The organism is Pseudomonas marginalis, from assembly GCF_001645105.1.
Lineage (GTDB): Bacteria > Pseudomonadota > Gammaproteobacteria > Pseudomonadales > Pseudomonadaceae > Aquipseudomonas > Aquipseudomonas petroselini.
This window is the reverse complement of record NZ_LKEG01000036.1, coordinates 109,086-130,759: the sequence shown is the minus strand read 5'-3', so window position 1 is coordinate 130,759 and position 21,674 is coordinate 109,086. Positions and strand designations below refer to the sequence as shown.

Annotated in this window: 16 protein-coding genes and 2 pseudogenes; 12 read left to right on the top strand and 6 right to left on the bottom strand. The window is 62.0% G+C overall.

Annotated features, from left to right (window positions below; translation table 11 throughout):
* Nucleotides 1-145: 145 nt before the first annotated feature.
* Both AO064_RS31765 and AO064_RS12185 read left to right on the top strand, forming a co-directional pair.
* Nucleotides 146-418 (top strand): annotated as a pseudogene (locus tag AO064_RS31765) (PAS domain-containing protein); the annotation flags it as partial.
* Nucleotides 419-676: 258 nt separating this feature from the next.
* Nucleotides 677-1,711: a methyl-accepting chemotaxis protein gene (locus AO064_RS12185; protein ID WP_412070938.1), complete on the top strand. Its 1,035-nt coding sequence runs from the start codon at nucleotides 677-679 to the stop codon at nucleotides 1,709-1,711.
* A gap of 77 nt (nucleotides 1,712-1,788) precedes the next feature.
* Here the strand turns inward: AO064_RS12185 and AO064_RS12180 are convergent, their stop codons facing one another.
* Entirely contained in the window at nucleotides 1,789-3,192 is a 1,404-nt protein-coding gene (locus AO064_RS12180) for an XAC2610-related protein (RefSeq protein WP_064053442.1), read from the bottom strand.
* 123 nt (nucleotides 3,193-3,315) lie between these two features.
* Between AO064_RS12180 and AO064_RS12175 the strand changes: the two genes are divergently transcribed.
* Both AO064_RS12175 and AO064_RS12165 read left to right on the top strand, forming a co-directional pair.
* On the top strand, nucleotides 3,316-3,798 hold the full coding sequence (locus AO064_RS12175) for a GNAT family N-acetyltransferase (protein ID WP_064053641.1): 483 nt from the start codon (nucleotides 3,316-3,318) through the stop codon (nucleotides 3,796-3,798).
* Between the two features lie 323 nt (nucleotides 3,799-4,121).
* A complete protein-coding gene (locus AO064_RS12165) occupies nucleotides 4,122-4,682 on the top strand; it encodes a cysteine hydrolase family protein (RefSeq protein ID WP_064053440.1) in 561 nt (186 codons plus the stop codon).
* Nucleotides 4,683-4,691: 9 nt separating this feature from the next.
* On the opposite strand, the gene AO064_RS30675 is transcribed toward AO064_RS12165, so the two are convergent.
* The 3 genes from AO064_RS30675 to AO064_RS12155 form a co-directional block, all read right to left on the bottom strand.
* Nucleotides 4,692-4,832 (bottom strand): hypothetical protein, encoded by a 141-nt coding sequence (locus tag AO064_RS30675; RefSeq protein ID WP_156521564.1) that lies wholly within the window; start codon nucleotides 4,830-4,832, stop codon nucleotides 4,692-4,694.
* A gap of 77 nt (nucleotides 4,833-4,909) precedes the next feature.
* Nucleotides 4,910-5,341 (bottom strand): HIT family protein, encoded by a 432-nt coding sequence (locus AO064_RS12160; protein ID WP_064053439.1) that lies wholly within the window; start codon nucleotides 5,339-5,341, stop codon nucleotides 4,910-4,912.
* 240 nt (nucleotides 5,342-5,581) lie between these two features.
* The gene (locus AO064_RS12155) at nucleotides 5,582-6,274 is read right to left on the bottom strand and encodes a glutathione S-transferase (protein WP_064053438.1); all 693 of its coding nucleotides are present in this window, start codon (nucleotides 6,272-6,274) and stop codon (nucleotides 5,582-5,584) included.
* Nucleotides 6,275-6,415: 141 nt separating this feature from the next.
* On the opposite strand from AO064_RS12155, the gene AO064_RS12150 reads away from it, so the two are divergent.
* The 6 genes from AO064_RS12150 to AO064_RS12125 all read left to right on the top strand — a co-directional run bounded on the left by AO064_RS12150 (nucleotide 6,416) and on the right by AO064_RS12125 (nucleotide 12,346).
* The gene (locus AO064_RS12150; protein WP_012724574.1) at nucleotides 6,416-6,979 is read left to right on the top strand and encodes a TetR/AcrR family transcriptional regulator; all 564 of its coding nucleotides are present in this window, start codon (nucleotides 6,416-6,418) and stop codon (nucleotides 6,977-6,979) included.
* A gap of 190 nt (nucleotides 6,980-7,169) precedes the next feature.
* Nucleotides 7,170-8,225, top strand: a complete 1,056-nt coding sequence (locus tag AO064_RS12145; protein ID WP_064053437.1) for an AMP-binding protein — start codon at nucleotides 7,170-7,172, stop codon at nucleotides 8,223-8,225.
* A gap of 10 nt (nucleotides 8,226-8,235) precedes the next feature.
* On the top strand, nucleotides 8,236-9,012 hold the full coding sequence (locus tag AO064_RS12140; protein WP_064053436.1) for an ABC transporter ATP-binding protein: 777 nt from the start codon (nucleotides 8,236-8,238) through the stop codon (nucleotides 9,010-9,012).
* 2 nt (nucleotides 9,013-9,014) lie between these two features.
* Complete coding sequence (locus AO064_RS12135; RefSeq protein WP_064053435.1) at nucleotides 9,015-9,896, top strand: branched-chain amino acid ABC transporter permease; 882 nt, start codon at nucleotides 9,015-9,017, stop codon at nucleotides 9,894-9,896.
* Between the two features lie 22 nt (nucleotides 9,897-9,918).
* Entirely contained in the window at nucleotides 9,919-10,986 is a 1,068-nt protein-coding gene (locus tag AO064_RS12130) for a branched-chain amino acid ABC transporter permease (protein WP_064053434.1), read from the top strand.
* Nucleotides 10,987-11,014: 28 nt separating this feature from the next.
* Complete coding sequence (locus AO064_RS12125; protein ID WP_064053433.1) at nucleotides 11,015-12,346, top strand: ABC transporter substrate-binding protein; 1,332 nt, start codon at nucleotides 11,015-11,017, stop codon at nucleotides 12,344-12,346.
* Nucleotides 12,347-12,887: 541 nt separating this feature from the next.
* Here the strand turns inward: AO064_RS12125 and nirD are convergent.
* Both nirD and nirB read right to left on the bottom strand, forming a co-directional pair.
* Entirely contained in the window at nucleotides 12,888-13,250 is a 363-nt protein-coding gene (nirD, locus tag AO064_RS12120; protein ID WP_064053432.1) for a nitrite reductase small subunit NirD, read from the bottom strand.
* Nucleotides 13,250-15,790, bottom strand: coding sequence for a nitrite reductase large subunit NirB (nirB, locus tag AO064_RS12115; RefSeq protein ID WP_064053431.1), 2,541 nt, complete (start codon nucleotides 15,788-15,790; stop codon nucleotides 13,250-13,252). Before nirB ends, nirD begins: the two co-directional genes overlap by 1 nt.
* A 586-nt stretch (nucleotides 15,791-16,376) precedes the next feature.
* On the opposite strand from nirB, the gene AO064_RS12110 reads away from it, so the two are divergent.
* Together AO064_RS12110 and AO064_RS31760 are read left to right on the top strand one after the other, a co-directional pair.
* Complete coding sequence (locus tag AO064_RS12110; RefSeq protein ID WP_064053430.1) at nucleotides 16,377-20,360, top strand: bifunctional nitrate reductase/sulfite reductase flavoprotein subunit alpha; 3,984 nt, start codon at nucleotides 16,377-16,379, stop codon at nucleotides 20,358-20,360.
* Nucleotides 20,361-20,498: 138 nt separating this feature from the next.
* Nucleotides 20,499-21,593 (top strand): annotated as a pseudogene (locus AO064_RS31760) (cache domain-containing protein); the annotation flags it as partial.
* Nucleotides 21,594-21,674 lie beyond the last annotated feature (81 nt).

The window sequence follows — 21,674 nt, the reverse complement described above, 5'->3', positions numbered from 1 at the left end:
CGGACTAAACAAAAATGGCCGCCATTATGAGGTTTTTCATCGGGAAGTTTCAGGCTTTTGACCAGTGGCGGGCCAATTGACCCACGTGGATTAACTTTTTTGCAGGTGGCGCCGATGAACTGAGGGCAATCAGGGAGTAGTCGGAATGCGCAATAACCAGCCCGTAACACAGCGTGAGATTTCCCTCGCGCCTTCGCAAAAACTCATCTCCGCCACGGATGTCCGAGGTGTCATCACTTACTGCAACGACGCCTTTGTCGAGATCAGTGGCTTTGAACGCGCCGACCTGATCGGCGCCCCGCAGAATATCGTACGTCACCCGGATGTGCCGCCCGCGGTGTTTGCGCACATGTGGGGTGCGCTCAAACAAGGCCTGCCCTGGATGGGCATCGTCAAGAACCGCTCGAAAAATGGCGACCACTATTGGGTCAACGCCTATGTCACGCCGATCTTCGAGGGCAGCAAGGTGGTGGGTTACGAGTCGGTGCGGGTCAAGCCCACTGCCGATGAAATCCGCCGTGCCCAGGCCCTGTACCAACGCATCAGCCAGGGCAAGCCGGGCGTACCGCGCCTGGATGCCTGGCTGCCGGCCGCGATCAGTTGCGTGCCGTACGTGGCGACCGGATTGACCGGCAGCGTCGCGGGGTTATTCCTCAGTGCACCCATCGCCATCGCGGTGGCTGTTGCGGTCGCCGTGCCGGTGGGTGTGCTCTGCTCGCGCTGGCGCCAAGGCAGCACATTGCGCCTGTTGCAAGGTGTGGAGCCTTCGACGTCGGATGCCTTGATCGCGCAGATGTACAGCGATGCACGCGGCCCACAGGCCCGTCTGGAAACCGCGTTCCTCAGCCAGGACGCGCGCCTGAAAACCTGCCTCACCCGCCTGCAGGACAGTGCCGAACAGTTGAGCGCCCTGGCCGGGCAATCCGATCAGCTGGCCACCGCCAGCTCCAAGGGCCTGGACCGCCAGCGCGTCGAAACCGAACAGGTCTCGGCCGCGGTCAACCAGATGGCCGCTACCACCCAGGAAGTCGCCAGCCACGTTCAACGTACCGCCGACGCCACTCAGCAAGCCAACGTACTGACTGGGCGCGGCCGTGAAGTGGCGCGTGATACCCGCGAAGCCATCGAACGCCTGTCCGCAGTGGTCGGCGAAACCGGAGCCACCGTGGCGCGATTGGCCAAGGACAGTGACGAAATCGGCAGCGTAGTGGATGTGATCAAGGGCATTGCCGACCAGACCAACTTACTGGCCCTGAACGCCGCCATCGAAGCCGCACGGGCCGGCGAGCAAGGCCGTGGTTTTGCCGTGGTCGCCGACGAAGTGCGCCAACTGGCACAGCGTACGTCCCAGTCCACCACCCAGATCCACGCGCTGATTACCCAGCTGCAGGCGTCTTCAAACAACGCGGTGCAAAGCATGGAACACGGCCAACGCCAAGCCCAGGAAGGCGTGGCCTGGGTGCTGGAGGCCGACCAGGCGCTGGTAGGCATCAGCGAGGCCGTGTCCCATATCACCGAAATGACCACCCAGATCGCCGCCGCCACCGAAGAGCAAAGCGCGGTCGCCGAGGAGATCAGCCGCAACATCACCACCATCGCCGAACTGGCCGACCAGACCTCGATGCAAGCCCATCAATCCACGGACTTGAGCAAGGAGCTGACGAATACCGCGGCCACCCAATATGCGTTGGTCGAGCGGTTCAATCGCTGACGGTGAGCACCGTTGAGAAGCAACGCTCGACGGTGCAACGCTTTACGCCAAAGGGACGCCCATCAGCCGGTTTCAAGTCATGGCTGCTTACGGTACTTCCCCGTCAAGTAATCCAGGCTGTCGGGCGCCGAGTTGTGTTCAATGACCGCGAAGTTCTTTACCAGTTGGATGTGGTACGGACCTGCCCGTTTGGACGCCAGGGGGTCACGCACGATAATCAGGTTTTCGGTTTCCATCGGCACGGTGTGATGCGCAGTCACGATGGCTTTGGAGCTGCCGGTGGATTTGAGTGTGAGGGTGAATTGCGCGAGTTCCCGGCCCTCGGCATCGCGTTCGGGCAAGATAGTCAGGTCCAGGTCGCCATCGCGGTCGAGGAAGTCATCACGCATCTGGTAATGGCCACTGCGTTGGTCGCGCGCGACTTCGCTGAGTTTGTCGTACTCCGGTTCGCGGTCCTCACGCTGCAATTGGATCTCCAGTTCAGGCGTGTTGCCCTTGCCGGCAGCGACCCAGCTACCGCTGTAGCGATAAGGTTCGACGGTTTCCTGGGTTATGCGCCAGATCCCAGTCTGGTGGCCGTCATCGGTGTATTCGAAGAGGTAGTCGAACGCCTTGCCGTCATACTCGCCCTGCTCGCCCACCAGTTTGATCGGCTTGCCACTGCCACTTTTGGTGTAACGCACTTCACCGATCAGCACCGCACCTTGCTGCTGGTACCAGAGTTGCACCGGGATCTTGCCGTTGAGGGTGCCGACCAGGTACTGAGGGTCTTCATTGACGGGGCCTTCGAGGCGCGGTGTCTCCTGCCATTTACCGTCTTTCCACTCGCCAGTGGTGCGCAGCATGTAGCCGCGGGGCATGCTCGAGTTTTCTCCATCCTCGGTAGGCGGCACTTGTTGTTGGGTGTAGGAATCCAGCCGCACCAACTCACCGTCGCGCATGTGCAAACGGCTGGAACGTGTCCAGCAGCAGCCACGGTCGGTTTGCGAATGGATGATGCCGTCCTTCGCGACTGAAAACATCCCGCCGAAGGTTTCATTCGCCAGGTCGGTCAATGGACGGTTCAGTACCCATTGGGTTTTAACCGGGTCTTGCAGATACACATCGTAGTGGTACTGCAAGCTCTCATTGGCATCTTCACCATTACGAATCGCCAGGTCCTGGCGCCCATCCCCGTTGATATCGGCGAAGTACAACAAGCCGTACTCGCCCACCAGATGGTCAGCGCGTGTCGCGCCATTGCGATCCTGCGGCACGTTACCGGCCGGGGTCTGCAACTGTTGCAGGGTTTCGAGGGTGGTTCTGTCACGCACGGTGATCAGGGCGCGAGCCAGTTGTTGCACGTCTTGCGGCACGTCCGGGAACACTGCTTCGACCAGGAATTTGCCACTGGGATCGTTGACCGAGAACGAGCGCGGCTCGGCCATGGCCGGTGCGGCAAAGGTTATCGAAAGGAACACACCGCGCACTAACGAACGCATTCAGAGCATCCTTGCTGAAATTCGGGGCAGCAGTGTAATGGCAAACGGTGGATGCTTCGCAAAAAATCCCTGTTTGGGTCTACGCATGGGCTGATATGTTTCGCGTCACGCCAGCAAAAGGATGTGCAAACATGCCCTACACACCCCCTTCAAACGGCTTCAGTCGTTTTGGTCCAGGCTCAACAAAGCGATGTGGACGACCTTGTAACCATTCGAATCGAGGCTATGCGCGAAAGCCTGGAGCGTGTTGGGCGCTTTGATCCAGTGCGCGCGAGGGAGCGGTTTCTGAATGGTTTTGAAGCACACAACACACGCTACATCGAGGTTTCTGGAGAGCGGGTAGGTTTCGTAGTCGTCAAGCAATACCACAATGAACTCTTGCTCGATCATTTGTACGTTAGACCGAGCATGCAAGGATCAGGCATCGGCGCTGCTGTTCTCACGCAGATCTTCAACGAAGCCGATGCAACTGAGCGCCCTATTAAAGTGGGGGCACTCAAAGACAGTGCCTCGAATCGCTTTTATACCCGCCATGGTTTCAAGTTCGTCGAAAGCAGTGAATTCGACAATTATTATGTTCGTCAGAGCGTTTCGCCGGCTCAATAAAGCAGTCACCGGGACGGAACAGTTTCCCAAAAAGTCCGTGCGTTCTTAACGTCCAGAAATTGGCGCAAGGTGTAGACGGCATACACATTGCGCCCATGAGTAGGGTTATCGGGCAAGACCCGCACGAGCTTGCCTGACCGCAAGTCATCAATGGCCGAGCACCCAGCCAACAGGCCGATACCGGCGCCATCGCACAGGGCAAACGCCATGACCGCCCTATCATTGACGCTGAAGTTCGGCCCCAGCGAATACGTCGAACAAATCGCTGTCTGGCCCCCACGTTGGCTGATATGTTTCCAGCCATACCCACAAAGGAAAGTGCCATGCCGCCGATAGCCACCAATGCTGCACTGCTGATCATCGACATGCAGCAAGGCATGACCCAACCAACGCTGGGGCGGCGTAACAACCCAGGCGCCGAAGTGCAGATACAGCGCCTGTTGGATGCATGGCGGCAATCCGGCCGCCCGGTCGTGCACATCCGGCACATTTCCCGTTCACCCGGCTCGGTGTTCTGGCCGGGCCAACCGGGTTGCGAGTTCCAGTCTGAACTGCAGCCGCTTGCGCATGAGCATGTGGTGGAAAAGAACGTGCCGGATGCCTTCGCCGCCACGGGGTTGGAGCGCTGGCTGCAGGTGCGTTCGATCCGGCAACTGGTGATCGTCGGCGTGATCACTAACAACTCGGTCGAGTCCACAGCGCGCTCAGGCGGCAACCTGGGTTTTGAAGTGGCTGTGGTTTCAGACGCCTGCTACACCTTCGATCAAACGGATTTGTCCGGGCGCCTGTGGCCGGCCGAGGATGTGCATGCACTGTCGTTGAGTAACCTGGCAATGGATTATGCCGAGGTTGTCACGGCCGGCGAGATCCTGGCTCATGATTGAGCGCACCTGTCACCGGTAGGGTGCGGCTGACGCGCGCGCCTGCAGATACGCCGTCAACAACAGCGTGGTCTGTTGCTCCAGCGCAGCTTCAACAGCCGGCGACGCATTACCTTCCAGCACGGTGCGCACCGGGCCGACGCCCATTTGCACGAAAACCTTGCCGTGGGTGAACTGACATTGACGGACGCAGTGTTTACCGAACTGAACGCAGTCGCGAGCTGAAAGCGTCAGACGTTCAATAGGTGTGCAATGGCCTTGCGCAGCGCTCCATGTGGGTCTTCCGCGTAAGGCAGCGCGTTTTTCCAATCATAAAACCAGACGGGCATCCTGCGTTTGTCGTCCGGTTCCGAGGCGTAGCGCGGGAAAAGATGGCAGTGCAACTCCGGCTCTGAATTGCCCAGGATCTCGTAGTTCATGCGCACTGCGCCGGTGGCCTGCAACACAGCATCGCCGAGGCGCGCCATGTCGAGCAGGTAGGCGGTGCGCGCTTCGGTGTCGAGGTCGTTGAGGCTGGCAACCACCGGGTCGGGCAGCAACAGGCAGTAGCCGGGTAGGAATTGCACATCGCCCATCACCGCCCAGCCTGAGGGCATGCGACAGATGACCTTATCGTTGCCGCCGTTGCGGGCCAGTGCTACGCGTTCCGTGATAAGCGCCATGCCGTGTCCTTGATGAGGATGAATTCAGGCGGGATATTAACCGTGAAACGCGCCAGCATGACCAGCACGGGATTTAGCCAGGGCATGCCATTTTCAGAACGGCACAAACCCAATGTGTGGGGGCTTGCTCGCGAAGACGGAGTATCAGTCACCTAATACATTGACTGATCGACCGCGTTCGCGAGCAAGCCCGCCCCCACAGCGGAAAGTAATCCATGAAAATGGCCCGCCTTTTCCAACCTAGCGAGGCTGCGCCACCATCGCTCGCCACGCCTGGACGCTGGCGCGCTCATTCACCTTGGCTTGCCACGCATGCAGTGCCTCACATTCCTGCGGTATCGGCAGTTCCACCAGCGCGGCGAAGATCAGGCCGCCCAGTACGGCAATGTCCGCCATGGAAAACGCATCGCCCGCTACGTACGCCCGTGTTTTGAGGAGGCCATCAAAGTAGCGCATGCCCCTCACCGCCTTGTCGCGCATACGCATGCCCCATTCGGCATTCTGGTAAAGCTCGACCTCTGGTCCAAGCCCAGGCGTGGCGTGATGGAAATACACGCTGACCGCGTCCATCAGCTCAATTTCCGCACGTTTGGTCAGCATATGGATCAGGCCTTGCTCAACGGGAGTTTTACCGGTGAGGGTCGGGGTTCCTTCAAGGACGTCCAGGTACTGAGTGATCGCGGTGCATTCAGCGATCAACGTGCCGTCTGGAAGCTCCAGCACCGGCAGGGTGCCGGAGTAATTCAGGGCGAGAAATGCAGGCTGTTTGTGCTCGCCCTTCCAGAGGTTGACCGAGACGAACTCGATGCTCGGCAGCAGGCCTTTCTCGGCCAAGGCGATCCGCACGCGGGCCGGATACGGGCCGCTGTACCAGTCATAGATCTTCATCAGCGGGTGGGAGGATGCGTCGGAATGTGCCGGTTGGAACGTCATGATGGAGTCGCCTACCTGTCAAGTGGTAGGCAAACAGTGGGCGTTTGTTTTTCGCCTGTCAAGCGTTACCTACCAGTTGGCAGGTAAAACCTTTTGGGCGTAGAATCCGCCCATCCCACCCCACGACCGAGGAATCCCTACGTGAGTGAAAACGCGCGTGAAGCCATCCTGGAAGCCGCCAAAGCCGCGGCTCAGCATTACGGCTACAGCGGCATCAACTTTCGCAGCATCGGCGAAACGGTGGGGATCAAGAACGCCAGTATCTATTACCACTTCCCGAGCAAAGCCGAGCTCGGCGCGGCAGTCGCCAAGCGGTATTGGGAAAACACCGCCAGTGCCCTCGAGGCCATACGCCTGGAAAACCCGGATCCGCTGGAGTGCATGCAAATCTACCCCAGCATCTTTCGCCAATCCCTCGAGGACGGTAATCGGCTATGCCTGTCCAGCTTTATGGCGGCCGAATACCAGGACCTGCCCGAGGCCGTCAAGAAAGAGATCCTGGCGTTTGCCGATATCAACGTGGCTTGGCTGGCGGCCCTGCTCACTGAGATCCAACCCGGCGATGCCGAAAGCTGCGAGCGCCGCGCCCGCGCCATCTACACCGCCATTGCCGGTGCACAGTTGATTGCCCGCACGCGCGCCGATCTGCGTTTGTACGACGAACTGGTGCAGAGCTATCGGGACGCGGGGCTCATACCGACCTGACCGGCCGGAGCACGCCACCGACGACATCCACTGACAACGCTGTTGGCGCAACAACAGTGCTTGGACAGCTTGTGCGGAATCAACACAACCAAACTCTTCATAAAACACTCGTATCCAATTGAAATAAAAGCATTTAACGCTATGGCATGACGCGTGCAATCGCCTTCGTATCAACCCGAAGGATGCCCCCATGTCCCATACACTGCCCCAGGCGCTGTTGCTTCAAGCCCACACCCGAGGCTCGGCGATTGCCTTGCGCTACAAGCATCTGGGCATCTGGCACACGCGCAGTTGGAGCGAACTGGCGCACGAGGTCAACCGGCTCGCCGCGGCCCTGCAGGCGCGCAATTTCCGTCAGCACGATGATCTGTTGATCATCAGCCAAGCGCGTCCCGAAGCGCTGCTGTTGGCGCTGGCGGCGCAATGGCTGGGGGGCAGCGTCACGCTGCTGGACCCGGACCGCGACAACCGTGCGCTGCTCGCCGGGCTGCGGCCGCGCTTCGTGCTGGCGCAAGACCTGCAATCGCTGCAACACCTGCGTGAAGGCGCAGTGGTGATGTACCTCGACGGACGTGGGCTGAGTCAGCAGCAAAGCGCCGAGTTGATCGCCTATACCGACTTAAGCGCGGACACGCCCGCCCCCGTCTGCGCCACGCAACCGGGCGATACTGCGTTCGTCTTTCATGCCGACACCCCGCTGCGCCTGACTCACACGCAGTTGCTGGCGGGCGCTCGCACGCTGGTCCAGCGGGAACAACTGAGCGCCGAAGAGGAGGCATTGGCCGCACGGGTATTCGCCGCCAGCGGGCAAGCGCGTTACCTGCTTGCCCCCTGGCTGCACACCGGGTTTTGCCTCAATTTTCCCGAGGCTCTGGCGACGCGTGACACCGACCGCCGAGAGCTCGGCCCCACGTTAGTGCTCGGCACCCGCGAATCCTACGCCCGCCTGGAACAGTGGGTGCAAGAGCGCCTGCCCATGCCGGGCACCCTCAGCCACCACGTGTACCGCTGGGCCATGCAGCCGAGCTCATCCCCCGCTCGCCACTGGCTGGGCCACTGGTTGGTGCGGCGTCCCTTGCGGGATGTGCTGGGCATGAGCCGCCTGCGTGTGCCGCTGCTGGTCGGGCCGCCGCTGAGCCCGGAAACGGCGGCGTTCTTCTCCGCCTTGGGGATTCGACCCGGCCACTGGCAAGAGCCCTCCCCCCGCCACGAAACCACCGATCACTTGCTGTCTCAGCCTGTCTGACGAGCCCGCCATGCACTCACCCACTCAATCGGTATTACTGCGGCTCGATGACATCTCCCTGTCGTTCAAGGGTATCAAGGCCATCACCTCCATCAGTTTCGACGTCAAAGCCGGCGACATCTGCGGGCTGATCGGCCCCAACGGCGCGGGTAAAAGCTCGCTGCTCAATGTGATCAACGGGGTCTACCACCCCCAGAGCGGGACTGTCCACTACGCGGGCCAGACGCGACGGCGTATGCGCGCGCACCAGGCGGCCGAAGGCGGGATTGCGCGGACCTTCCAGAACATCGCGCTGTTCAAGGGCATGAGTGTGCTCGACAACGTACTCACCGGGCGCAACCTCAAGCGCCGCAGCAGTTGGATCGAACAGATGCTGCGCCTGGGCCGCGCGCCCAGCGAGGACAACACGCACCGCCTGCACGCGGAAAAGGTGATTGCCTTTCTGCAGATCCATCCCTGGCGCCATGTGCTGGTAGGCACCCTGCCCTATGGCCTGCAAAAGCGTGTCGAACTGGCCCGCGCCCTGGCGTCCGAGCCCACCCTGCTACTGCTGGATGAACCCATGGCGGGCATGAACGCGCAGGAGAAAGCGCAGATGAGTCAGTTCATCCGCGACATCAACCGCGAGTTCGGCACCACCGTGGTGTTGATCGAACACGATATCGGCGTGGTCATGGGCCTGTGCGACCACGTGGTGGTCCTCGACTACGGTCGCAAGATCGGCGATGGCACCCCGGAGCAGGTGCGCGCCAACCCCGATGTCATCGCTGCTTACCTGGGGACTTGAGCATGGAATTTTTCTTCGAAGTGCTGATCGGCGGCCTGCTGGCGGGTGTGATGTATTCCCTGGTGGCGATTGGTTTTGTGCTGATCTACAAAGCCTCGGGCGTGTTCAACTTTGCCCAGGGCGCCATGGTGCTGTTCGCCGCGCTGACATTTGTCAGCCTGCTGGAACGCGGATTCCCCTTTGCCTGGGCGTTCCTGCTCACCCTGGCAAGCATGGTGGTGCTGGCGCTGCTGATCGAAAAAGTGGTGCTGCGCCCTTTGGTCAATCGCCCGCCGATCATCCTGTTTATGGCCACCCTTGGGCTGTCTTACCTGATCGAAGGGTTCGCCCAGTTCCTCTGGGGCGCACAGGTGCATGGGCTGGAACTGGGCATCGCCGACGAGCCGCTGGAAATCCGCGGCATGCTGCTCTCGCAATTCGACCTGTTTGCCGCCGGCACCGCTGCCGTGCTGGTGATCGCCCTGTCGCTGCTGTTCAACAAGACGCGGGTGGGTCTGTCGTTGCGTGCGGTGGCGGATGACCCGCTGGCCTCCATGGCGGTGGGTATCCGGCTGCCGCGTATCTGGGCGCTGGTGTGGGCGGTGGCGGGGTTTGTCGGCCTGGTGGCCGGGTTGCTCTGGGGCGCGCGCCTGGGGGTGCAGTTCTCGCTGTCGCTGGTGGTGCTCAAGGCGTTGCCGGTGTTGATCATCGGCGGTTTCTCTTCCATCGGCGGCGCGATTGTCGGCGGTTTGATCATCGGCGCAAGCGAGAAAATCGCGGAGATCTACCTCGGCCCGATCATCGGCAGCGGCATTGAAAACTGGGTGCCGTACGTCCTTGCCTTGCTGTTCCTGCTGGTGCGGCCTGCCGGCTTATTCGGCGAGCGCGCCATCGAACGGGTCTGATTGTCCTTGAGGAAATGCCTGCATGCTGTATCAAGAAGTCGGTCAAATCAGCACCTCCTACGCGGCCGAGCGCCGTACCTTCCGCCTGCGCCAGGACCGCATCGGGCTGTGGCTGCTGCTGGGCTTTGCGTTTTTTGCGCTGCCGTGGCTGGGCAATGACTACTGGTTCAGCGCCATTCTGGTGCCGCTGCTGGTGCTGTCACTGGCGGGGCTTGGGCTCAACCTGCTGACGGGCTACGCCGGGCAACTCTCATTGGGCTCGGCAGCGTTCATGGCCGTGGGCGCGTTCGCCGCCTACAACCTGCACCTGCGCGTGCCCGGTTTGCCGCTGCTGGTCAGCTTTGCCCTGGGTGGTGTGATCGCGGCGCTGGTGGCGGTGCTCTTCGGGCTGCCGAGCCTGCGTATCAAGGGGTTTTACTTGCTGGTGGCGACCCTGGCCGCGCAGTTCGTGGTGGAGTGGGTGCTCACCCGCTTCAGCTGGTTCACCAACGACAACGCTTCCGGAGTGATCACCTCGCCACCGCTGCTGGTTGCCGGGCTGGATTTCAGCTCACCCAGAGGCCGCTATGTACTGACGTTGACCCTAGTGGCGGCGCTGTTCTGGCTGGGCAAAAACCTGGTCCGCAGCGAGCTTGGCCGCAACTGGATGGCGGTACGCGACATGGACACCGCCGCCGCCGTCATCGGTATTCGCCTGTTGAAAACCAAGCTGCTGGCGTTTGCAATCAGCGGCTTTTACTTGGGCGTCGCGGGCTCACTGTGGGCCTTCGCTTACCTGGGTACCGTCGAGCCTCACGGCTTCGACCTGAGCCGCTGCTTCCAGGTCTTGTTCATCATCATTATCGGCGGCCTGGGCAGCGTGCTCGGCAACTTCCTGGGGGCGGCGTTCATCGTGTTGTTCCCGATCCTGCTGGGCAACCTCTTCGCCCTGCTGCCCGCCGGGCTGATGGACGCGGGCCAACTGGAGAACATCCAGAAGATGCTCTTCGGCGCGCTGATCATCGCTTTTTTGATCAAGGAACCGGAGGGGCTGGCCCGCCTGTGGCAGCGCTTTCGTCAACGGGCCAGGGTGTGGCCGCTGCGTTACTGAACTCAATAACCTCCCAGGAATGACCTCCATGACACACCGCTTATCGCTGCGCCGCCTGGCCTTGGGCCTGGCCCTGATCACCGGCACGCTCTCGGCCGGCGCCCAGGCTGCCAACGAACAATACTTCCCGTTGCAGAGCTACCGGGTCGGCCCCTACGCCGCCGGCGGCACCGGTTTCTTCGGCGGGTTTATCGACTACCTGCAATACATCAACGCCAAGGGCGGGGTGAACGGCGTCAAGCTGACCTGGAGTGAATGCGAGACCGAGTACGTGGTGGAGAAAGGCGTCGAATGCTACGAACGCCTCAAGGGCGGACTCAACGGCGCCCCGGCCGCCGCGACCAACCCACTGTCTGTGGGCATCGCCTACGCCACCTTGGAACGTTCCACCGCCGACAAATTGCCGCTGATCACCATCAACCACGGCCGTACCGACTCCACCGATGGCAGCGTGTTCCCCTATGTATTTCCGCTGCAGCTCAATCCGTACTCGGAAGTTTCGGCGATCATCAACTACATCGGCCAACGCGAAGGGGGCGCGGACAAGCTCAAGGGCAAGAAAATTGCGGTGCTGTACCACGGCTCGCCGTACGGCAAGGAAACCAATGGCGTACTGGAAACCCTGGCACACAATGCCGGCTTCGAATTGACCTTGCTTGAAGTGCCCCACCCCGGTAACGAACAGCAATCGCAGTGGCTGAATATCCGCCGTCTCAAACCCGACTGGGTGATCCTGCGTGGCTGGGGCGTGATGAACCCGGTGGCGCTGAAATCCGCGCAAAAAGTCGGCTACCCGGCCGATCACATCATCGGCAATATCTGGAGCAACTCGGAGGAAGACGTGGTGCCCGCCGGTGCCGCCGCCAAGGGCTTTATCTCGATCACCACGCACCCTTCCGGCACCGACTTTCCGGTCTTGCAAGGCATCAAGCAAAGCGTGGTGGACGCCGGCAAAGGCAACCTGGCCGACCCCAAGCGCTTTGGCACCGTGTATTACAACCTGGGCGTGGTCAACGGCATTCTCAACGTCGAAGCGCTACGCCTGGCCCAGGAAAAATACGGCCACCAACCGCTCACCGGCGAACAGGTGCGCTGGGGGTTCGAACACCTGAACCTCGACGATGCGCGGCTGCAGGCACTGGGCGCCAAAGGCCTGGTGCAACCGCTGAAACTCTCCTGCGCCGACCACGAAGGCGGCGGCGCCGTGCGCTTCCAGCAATGGGATGGCCAGCGCTGGAACCTGATCAGCGACTGGGTACAGGCCGACCGCGCACTGTTGCGGCCGATCATCGAAGCCTCTGCCGCGCAGTACGCCAAGGAAAAAGGCATCACCCCGCGTGATTGCAGCAAAGAGCAGTAAGCATCTATCGGATGCAACACAGTTCAAATGTGGGAGGGAGCGTGCTCTCGATGGCGATGGATCAGCCAATGAATCTGTTGACCGGCACTCCGCTATCGGGGGCAAGCCCCCTCCCACATTTTGACCTCGGTGTGTCAGACCACGCTGACTCGCCGCCTGATCAGCGACTGGGTGCAGGCCGACCGCGTGATGGCAGCCAGGAGCAGTAAGCTCTATCGAATGCAACACAGTTCAAATGTGGGAGGGGGCTTGCTCCCGATGGCGGTGGATCAGCCAATGAATCTGTTGACCGGCACTCCGCTATCGGGGGCAAGCCCCCTCCCACATTTTGACCTCAGTGTGTCAGATCACGCTGACTCATGACGCCACGGCGCTGGCCGCCTGATCAGCGACTAGGTGCAGCAGTAAGCTCTATCGGATGCAACACAGGTCATATGTGGGAGGGGGCTTGCTCCCGATGGCGGTGGATCAGCCAATGAATCTGTTGACCGGCACTCCGCTATCGGGAGCAAGCCCCATCCCACATTTTGACCTGGGTGTGTCAGCCCACGCTGACTTCCACCACGCCAGCATTCAACCGCACCGGCCATACCCGCAGGCGCTGCTCCGGTGCCTCCAGGCATTGGCCGTCGTGCAAACGGTAATGCTGCTTGTAGATCGGCGCGGCCACCACCAGGTCGCCCTTGATGCTGCCGACCAAGCCACGACCGATCACATTCGCACCGGATTGCGGGTCGTGATTGTCGATGGCGTACAGCGTCTGGTCCTGCGCACCGGGCAGGTAGAACAGCGCGACTTGGGCGCCGTCCAACCACACCACCACCCCGGAATTGCTCACCAGGTCGGCCTCGCTGCACACACCTTTCCAAGTGGCCAGGGTGCGTTGAGTATCAGGCTGGCTCATCAGGCAATCTCCTCGATGACGGGAATCAGGTTGAGTTCAGCGGCCATGATCGGCCGGCGCTGGCCGCGTTCCTGGACGAAGTGGATGTCCGGGTCGGGGCGTTTGTCGTTGACGAAGGTGCGGAAACGCTTGAGTTTTTCCGGGTCCTTGAGGGCGTTGGCCCACTCGCATTCATAGCGGTCGACCACCTGTTGCATCTGCGCTTCCAGCTCGGCACCCAGGCCCAGGCTGTCGTCCAGGATCACGTCCTTGAGGAAATCCAGGCCGCCTTCCAGGCTTTCGCGCCATACCGAGGTGCGCTGCAACTTGTCGGCGGTGCGAATGTAGAACATCAGGAAACGGTCGATGTAGCGGATCAGCGTGGCGTCATCCAGGTCGGTGGCGAACAGCTCCGCATGACGTGGGCGCATGCCGCCGTTGCCGGCGATGTAGAGGTTCCAGCCCTTCTCGGTGGCGATCACGCCCACGTCTTTGCTCTGGGCCTCGGCGCACTCGCGGGTGCAGCCGGACACCGCGAACTTGAGCTTGTGCGGCGAGCGCAGGCCCTTGTAGCGGTCCTCGATCAGCAGCGCCATTTTCACGCTGTCTTGCACGCCGTAACGGCACCAGGTACTGCCCACGCAGGACTTCACCGTGCGCGTGGATTTGCCATACGCATGCCCGGTCTCGAAACCGGCCGCGATCAATTCGGCCCAGATATCCGGCAGCTCGTGCAGTTGCGCGCCAAACAGGTCGATGCGCTGGCCGCCGGTGATCTTGGTGTAGAGGTCGTATTTCTTCGCCACCTCACCGATCACGATAAGTTTGTCCGCGGTGATCTCGCCGCCCGGAATGCGAGGCACCACCGAGTAGGTGCCGTTCTTCTGCATGTTGGCCATGAACGTATCGTTGGTGTCCTGCAGCGGCACCAGGGAGGCGTCCATGATCGGTTGGTTCCAGCACGACGCCAGGATCGAACCCACCGCCGGCTTGCACACGTCGCAACCGGTGTGGCCACGGCCGTGTTTGGCCAGCAGTTCTTCGAAGGTGATGATGCCTTCTACGCGCACCAGGGCATACAGCTCCTGCCGGGTGTGGGCGAAGTGTTCGCACAGGCTCTTGTCGACGCTGACACCCCGGGCGATCAGCTCATGCTCGAACACTTGCTTGAGCAACCCCGCGCAGCCGCCGCAACCGGTGCAGGCCTTGGTCTGGGATTTGAGCAGGCCGAGGTCGCTGCAGCCGCTGTCGATGGCCGAGCAGATCGAGCCTTTGGTCACGTTGTGGCAGGAGCACACGGTGGCCGACTCCGGCAACGCACCAGGGCCGAGGGTCGGCGCACCGCTGGAGGATGGCAGGATCAGGCTGGCCGGCTCGGACGGCAGCGCGATGCTGTTCTGCATGTATTGCAGCAAGGTGTCGTAGTAGCTGTTATCGCCCACCAAAACAGCACCGATCACGTGCTTGCCCGAGGCATCCACCACCAGCCGGCGGTAGCTGGCGCTGGCCTCGTCGATAAATTGATAACTGCGCGCGCCGGGCGTGTGGGCGTGGGCGTCGCCGATGGAGCCCACGTCCACGCCGAGCAACTTGAGTTTGGTCGACATGTCCGCGCCCACAAACGGCTCGGCGGTTTGCTCGCAGAGCAGCGCGGCAACCCCACGGGCCATCTGGTAGCCCGGCGCGACCAGGCCGAACAGGCTGCCGTTCCAGGAGGCGCATTCGCCAATCGCGTAAATGTTCGGGTCGCAGCTCAGGCACTCGTCGTTGATCACCACGCCGCCACGCGGACCGATCTCCAGGCCGGCCTGGCGAGCCAGTGCGTCCTGGGCGCGGATGCCGGCGGAAAACACGATCAGGTCGGTTTCGAGGAACTCGTCATTGGCAAAATTCATGCGATAGCGGTACTGCTCGCCGGCACTGATCGACTGAGTCGCACGCGACAAATGCACCCCCACGCCCAACCGCTCGATCTGCGCCTTGAGCGCCAGGCCGCCAAAATCGTCCAGTTGTACCGGCATCAAGCGCGGCGCGAACTCCACCACGTGCGCTTCAAGGCCCAGGCTCTTCAGCGCGTTGGCGGCTTCCAGGCCCAGCAGGCCACCGCCCACCACCACACCGCGCCGCGCATTGGCGGCGGCCTTACGGATGGCATCCAGGTCTTCAAGGGTGCGGTACACAAGGCGCGAATCGCCTTCGGCGCCCTCGATGGGCGGCACGAACGGATAGGAACCGGTCGCCAGCACCAGCTTGTCATAGGCCACGCAACCGTCGGCGGTGATCACCTCGCAGCGGGCGCGGTCGATCTCCAATACCGGCACGCCCAGGTGCAACGTCACCCCCGGCGTCTGGTACAGCGAGGCGTCTGAGAGTGCCAGCGACTCAGCATCGCGGCCGGTGAAATACTCGGACAGATGCACCCGGTCATAGGCGCGCATCGGCTCCTCGCTGAACACATGCAAGCGGTAGTGATCCAGCACGCCGCGTTCGATCAGTTGCGCCACACAGTGGTGGCCGACCATGCCATTGCCGACGACGATCAGGGTTTTGAGACTGTTCATATAAATCACCCGACAAAGCTCATCACGGTTTAAAAAAGCAAAAAAAAACGCCTGAAACCTTGCGGTTCCAGGCGTCTTTGCCTGTTCTTATGCGGGTTCGGATCGGGCGACTGCGCCGGATACTCCGCTATTGCCCATGGTGTCGATCGTCGTTGACCGAGGTGGGTTGAGAGGGAGCTTGCAGGGTCTGTGCCAACCGAAGACAAGGCCTGCGTTCACGGCATCACAACGTAATCAGCGGTTTTTTACGCGCGCTTTCAGCGCCTCCAACTGGTGCGCCCCGCGTCATAAAAGTGCACCCGCCCGCTTCCTGTGGCGAGGGAGCTTGCTCCCGCTGGGCTGCGTAGCGGCCCCAACATCCTGGGAGCGCTGCGCACTCCAGCGGGAGCAAGCTCCCTCGCCACAATGATCTCGGTCCTCCTCAGAATGGGTGTTTCAGGCCGATAAAAAACCTGGCGCGTGACTTGCTAGGAACACTTCAAGCAGGCAATCAACGCTGATTGCCCTCTCACGACAAAGGCGCCGTGTAATCCCCGTTTTTTCAACGGAGGGTTACAAGGCGCCTTTTTTGTTTACGGGGTTACGGATGGCAAACCAAAACGTGCGCAGTGTGTGTCCTTATTGTGGCGTGGGCTGCGGCATCGTCATGCAGGTCGAGCAGAATAAAGTGGTCAAGGTGATCGGCGATAAGGCCCACCCCACCAACTTCGGCCGCCTGTGCACCAAGGGCACCACCTGCGGGCAAGCCATCGCCGAGTCCGGGCGCATGGAGAACGCCTATGTGCGCCAGGCGCGCGAGCATGACCCGGTGCGCATCGCCATGGACAAGGCCATCCGTGAAACCGCAGGCCGCCTGCGCCAGATCCTCGACACCCACGGGCCGGATGCGTTGGCGTTCTACGTGTCGGGCCAAATGTCGCTGGAGTCTCAATACCTGATCAACAAATTGGCCAAGGGCTTCGTGCGCACCGCCAATATCGAGTCCAACTCACGCTTGTGCATGGCCAGCGCCGGCAGCGGCTACAAACTGTCCCTCGGCTCCGACGGCCCGCCAGGCTCCTATGAAGACTTCGACCGCGCCGACCTGTTCTTCGTGATCGGCGCGAACATGGCCGACTGTCACCCGATCCTGTTCCTGCGCATGATGGACCGGGTCAAGGCCGGGGCGAAGTTGATCGTGGTCGACCCTCGGCGCAGCGCTACGGCCGACAAGGCCAACCTGTTCCTGCCCATCAAACCCGGCACCGACCTCGCCCTGCTCAACGGCCTGTTGCACCTGCTGGTCAAAAACGGCCATACCGACCCGACCTTTATTGCCGCGTTTACCGAGGGCTGGGAGGCCATGCCCGCGTTCCTGGAGGACTACTCGCCGGAACGGGTGGCTGCGATCACCGGCCTTGCCGAAGCCGATATCCGCCAAGCCGCCGACTGGATCGGCCAGGCCGCCGAGTGGATGAGCTGCTGGACCATGGGCCTTAACCAGAGCACCCACGGCACCTGGAATACCAACGCCCTGTGCAACCTGCACCTGGCCACCGGCGCCATTTGCCGTCCGGGCAGCGGGCCGTTTTCCCTCACCGGTCAACCCAACGCCATGGGCGGGCGCGAAATGGGCTACATGGGCCCCGGCCTGCCGGGGCAACGCTCGGTACTGGTCGAGGCCGACCGCGTGTTTATCGAGGACCTGTGGCAGATCCCCCACGACAGCCTGCCGCGACAGGCCGGTAGCGGCACCGTGGCGATGTTCGAACAGATGGCGGCCGGGCAGATCAAGGCCTGCTGGATCATCTGCACCAATCCCGTCGCCAGCGTGCCCAACCGCCAAACCGTGATCAATGGCCTGCAGACCGCCGAGCTGGTGATCACCCAGGACGCGTTCCTCGACACCGAGACCAACCGCTACGCCGACATCCTGCTGCCCGGCGCGCTGTGGGCTGAGGCCGAGGGCGTGATGATCAACTCCGAGCGCAACCTGACCCTGATGCAAAAAGCCGTCGACGCCCCCGGCGAGACCCTGCCCGACTGGCAGATCATCGCCAGGGTTGCGTGTGAGATGGGCTTTGCCGAGGCGTTCACCTATGCCTCCGCCGCCGACGTATTTGAAGAAATCAAACGCGCCTGGAACCCCAATACCGGCTACGACATCCGTGGCGCGAGTTACTCGCGCCTGCGTGAACAGCCGCTGCAATGGCCCTGCGCATCCACTGAGGCCGCGCACCGCAACCCGATCCGCTACCGCACCAACGGCACCCTCGCGTTCGCCACCGATAACGGCAAGGCGCAGTTCCTCGCCCGCCCCCATATGCCGCCCGCCGAGATGCCCGATGACACCTTCCCCTTCGTGCTCAACACCGGCCGCGTGCAGCACCAATGGCACACCCTGACCAAGACCGGCAAAGTCGCCACGTTGAACAAACTCAACCCTGGCCCCTTCCTCGAGCTGCACCCGGAAGACGCCGCCCGCTTGGGCATCCAGGACAAGGACCGGGTTGAAGTACGCTCCCAGCGCGGCCACGCCGTGCTGCCCGCCGTGGTCACCGACCGTGTGCGGCCAGGCAACTGTTTTGCGCCGTTTCATTGGAACGATGTGTTCGGCGAACAACTGGCGATCAATGCGGTGACCAACGATGCGGTGGACCCGATTTCCTTGCAGCCCGAGTTCAAGTTCTGCGCCGTCGCCCTGGCTCGGGTCGAACTGATCGACCACCAGTTCCTGGACCTCCCTTCCCCCGTAGCAGAGGATTGCACCATGTCGCGCCTCGACGCCTTCGCCGACCTCGCCGGCATTCGTCACGTATCGCCACCGCCCCTGAGCGACAGTGAGCGCACCTACCTCGCCGGCTTCCTTAGCGGCCTGCAATCCAACGCCGCGCGCCAGGCCGTCGGCGTACCGACAATGCCCGCGAATGCCCCCCTGGCCGACGCATCCCGGCTGTGGCTGAACGGCTTGCTCGGCGGGTTGTTCAGCCATACGGAAGCCCTCGCCGCGCCCTCCCCGGCCGTCACCTTGCTGTGGGCATCGCAAACCGGCAACGCCGAAGCCCTGGCCGAACGATTCGCCAAGCGCCTGCGCGAGGCGGGCATCACGGTGGAGCTGAGCGCGATGTCAGACTTCCCCGCGAGCAAACTGGCGAGCACCCACACCCTGGCATTGATCAGCAGCACCTTTGGCGACGGCGACCCGCCGGACAATGGCGAAGGCTTCTGGCACAGCCTCAGCACCGCCGAGACGCGCCTGGAGTCGCTGCGCTTTGCGGTGCTGGCCTTGGGCGATCCGAACTACGACCAGTTCTGCAACCATGGCAAACAGCTCGATCAGCGCCTGTTGGAACTGGGCGCAACCCGCCTGTTGGAACGCGTCGATTGCGACACCGAATTCGAAGCCCTGGCCGATGCCTGGCTGGTGCGCTTCCAACAGACCCTCCACCCGACAAAGCCCGTAGCACTCGCCGCACCGGCCACGCCTGCCGGCAAGACCAAGCTGTACGGCTCACGCCTGCTGCTCAACCGGCACCTGAACCCGCAAAGCCCGCACAAGGAGACCCGCCAGTTCGCCCTGGACCTGGCCGACTCCGGGCTGACTTATGAAGCCGGTGACGCGTTGGGCGTGCGGCCGCGCAACTGCCCCGAACTGGTCAGCGAACTGCTCGACCTGACCCGCCTGAGCCCCAGTGCCAGCGTGAACATCGACACTTTCGGCGATGTGCCCCTGCAACAGGCGCTCACCCAGCATTTCGAAATCGCCCGGCCCAGCAGCGATACCTTGACCTTCATCGCCGAGCGCAGCGCCAACCCTGGCCTCAAGCACCTGCTCAACCCCGAGCACAAGGCCCAATTGAATGACTGGTTGTGGGGCCGGCAACTGGCGGACGTGCTGCAGGAATACCCGATCGAGTGCTCTGCGGACGAACTGCTGGGCACGCTCAAGCGCCTGCAACCGCGTTTGTATTCGATCGCCTCGAGTGCCAAGGCGTACCCGCAGCAAGTGCACCTCACCGTGGCCGCCGTGCGCTATGGCAAACGCAAAGGCGTGTCCTCGACCTTCCTGGCCGACCGTGTCGGCGACGGAGAAGTGCCGTTGTTCGTGCAGCCGTCCAAGCACTTCCGCACCCCCAGCGACGGCGAGGTGCCGATGATCATGGTCGGCCCCGGCACCGGCGTCGCACCGTTCCGCGCCTTCTTGCAGGAACGCCGGGCGCTGGGCCATCAGGGACGCAACTGGCTGTTCTTCGGTGAACAGCACGCGGCCAGCGACTTCTATTATCAGGACGAACTGCAAGGTATGCAGCGCGACGGCCTGCTCACCCACTTGAGCCTGGCGTTCTCCCGCGATCAGGCGCAGAAGGTCTACGTGCAGGACCGCATCCGCGAACAGGGCGCCGAACTGTGGCGCTGGCTGCAGGACGGCGCAAAGCTGTACATCTGCGGCGACGCCAGCCATATGGCCAAAGACGTCGACCAGGCCCTGCGCCAAGTGGCGCAAACCCACGGCGGGCTTGGCATGGAAGGCGCCGTGGAGTACTGGCGGCACTTGAGCGAGCAGAAGCGTTATCTGCGTGATGTGTACTGATTGGATACAGAACAATAAGCACTTTGTATTGTGTACAAAAAACCCTAAAGATTTACCGGTATCGGGCCGAAACAGCAGAAACAGCGAATCGCCGTATTTTATTGATTGAAATCGGCGATTTGGCCGCCCTCTCCGCTGATGGTCGTCTCGATGAAAATAAAAAATAAGCTGGTACTGGCATTCGTCTCTGTCGCTTTTATCCCGGTAAGCCTCGTGGCGGTGATCTCGGTCATGAACACGCGCACCCAGGCCGTGGATCAGTTCATCGATGGCAGCACCCGTGAAATCCGCCAGATCGATGGCAACATCCGGCAGTTCTTCGACGGCACACTGCAAAACGTCGATCAGATGGCCACCGACCCTGTATACACGTCGGTGAACACGCTGAAAAACTACCAGCCCACCGACGCGGCCAGCCAGCCGATGCCGGCCGAGGCGCAAGCCGTGATCGACCGTTTCGCGCGCTTTGGTGCCACGCACCCGGCGGCGGCGATCCTCTCCATCGGCCTGGAAGACGGCACCTACGCCAAATGGCCGGATGACCCGCAACTGGCCAAGTACGACCCACGCACCCGCCCTTGGTACAAGGCCGCGATGGCCAGCCCCGGCAAGACCGTGCGCACCCCCGCTTACTACTACGACAAAGACGACGTGGCACTGGTGGGCACCGCGCGGGCGCTGTTGGACAACGGCAAGCCCAAGGGCGTATTCGTGGTCAGCGTGTCGCTGAAGAACCTCACCGAACTGGTCAAAAGCATCAAGCTGGGAGAAAGCGGCTATGTGATGCTGATCGAAGACGGCGTGGTGCTGGTAGACCCGCGTGACGCCGCCCACAGCTTCAAGCCGCTCAAGGACCTGGGCGCCCCTTATGCGCATTTGGCCGACACCCCTCAGGGCTCCACGGAAGTGGTGATCGACGGCGTGCGCTACATGGCCAACGTGTGGACCTCGCCCGGCCTCGGCTGGCGCTATATCGGGCTGATCGAACACCGTGAAGTCATGGCCGAAGCCACCCGCATGACCTACCTCACCGCGACCATCGTCGGCGTGCTGGTGCTGATCTTCGGGCTGATCGCGGCGGCGTTCTCCAAGGTCATCGTCAAACCCATCGGCCAGGTCAGCACCGGCCTGCAGTCCATCGCCCAAGGTGAAGGCGACTTGCGCCACGAACTGCAGGTACAGGGCAAAGATGAAACCGCCGAACTGGCCGGCTGGTTCAACAAGTTTCTCGCGGCGATCCGCCAACTGATCCAGCATATCGGCGCGGCCTCGGCCAACCTGCAGAACGCCTCCAAGGTCAACAGCGAGGTGGCG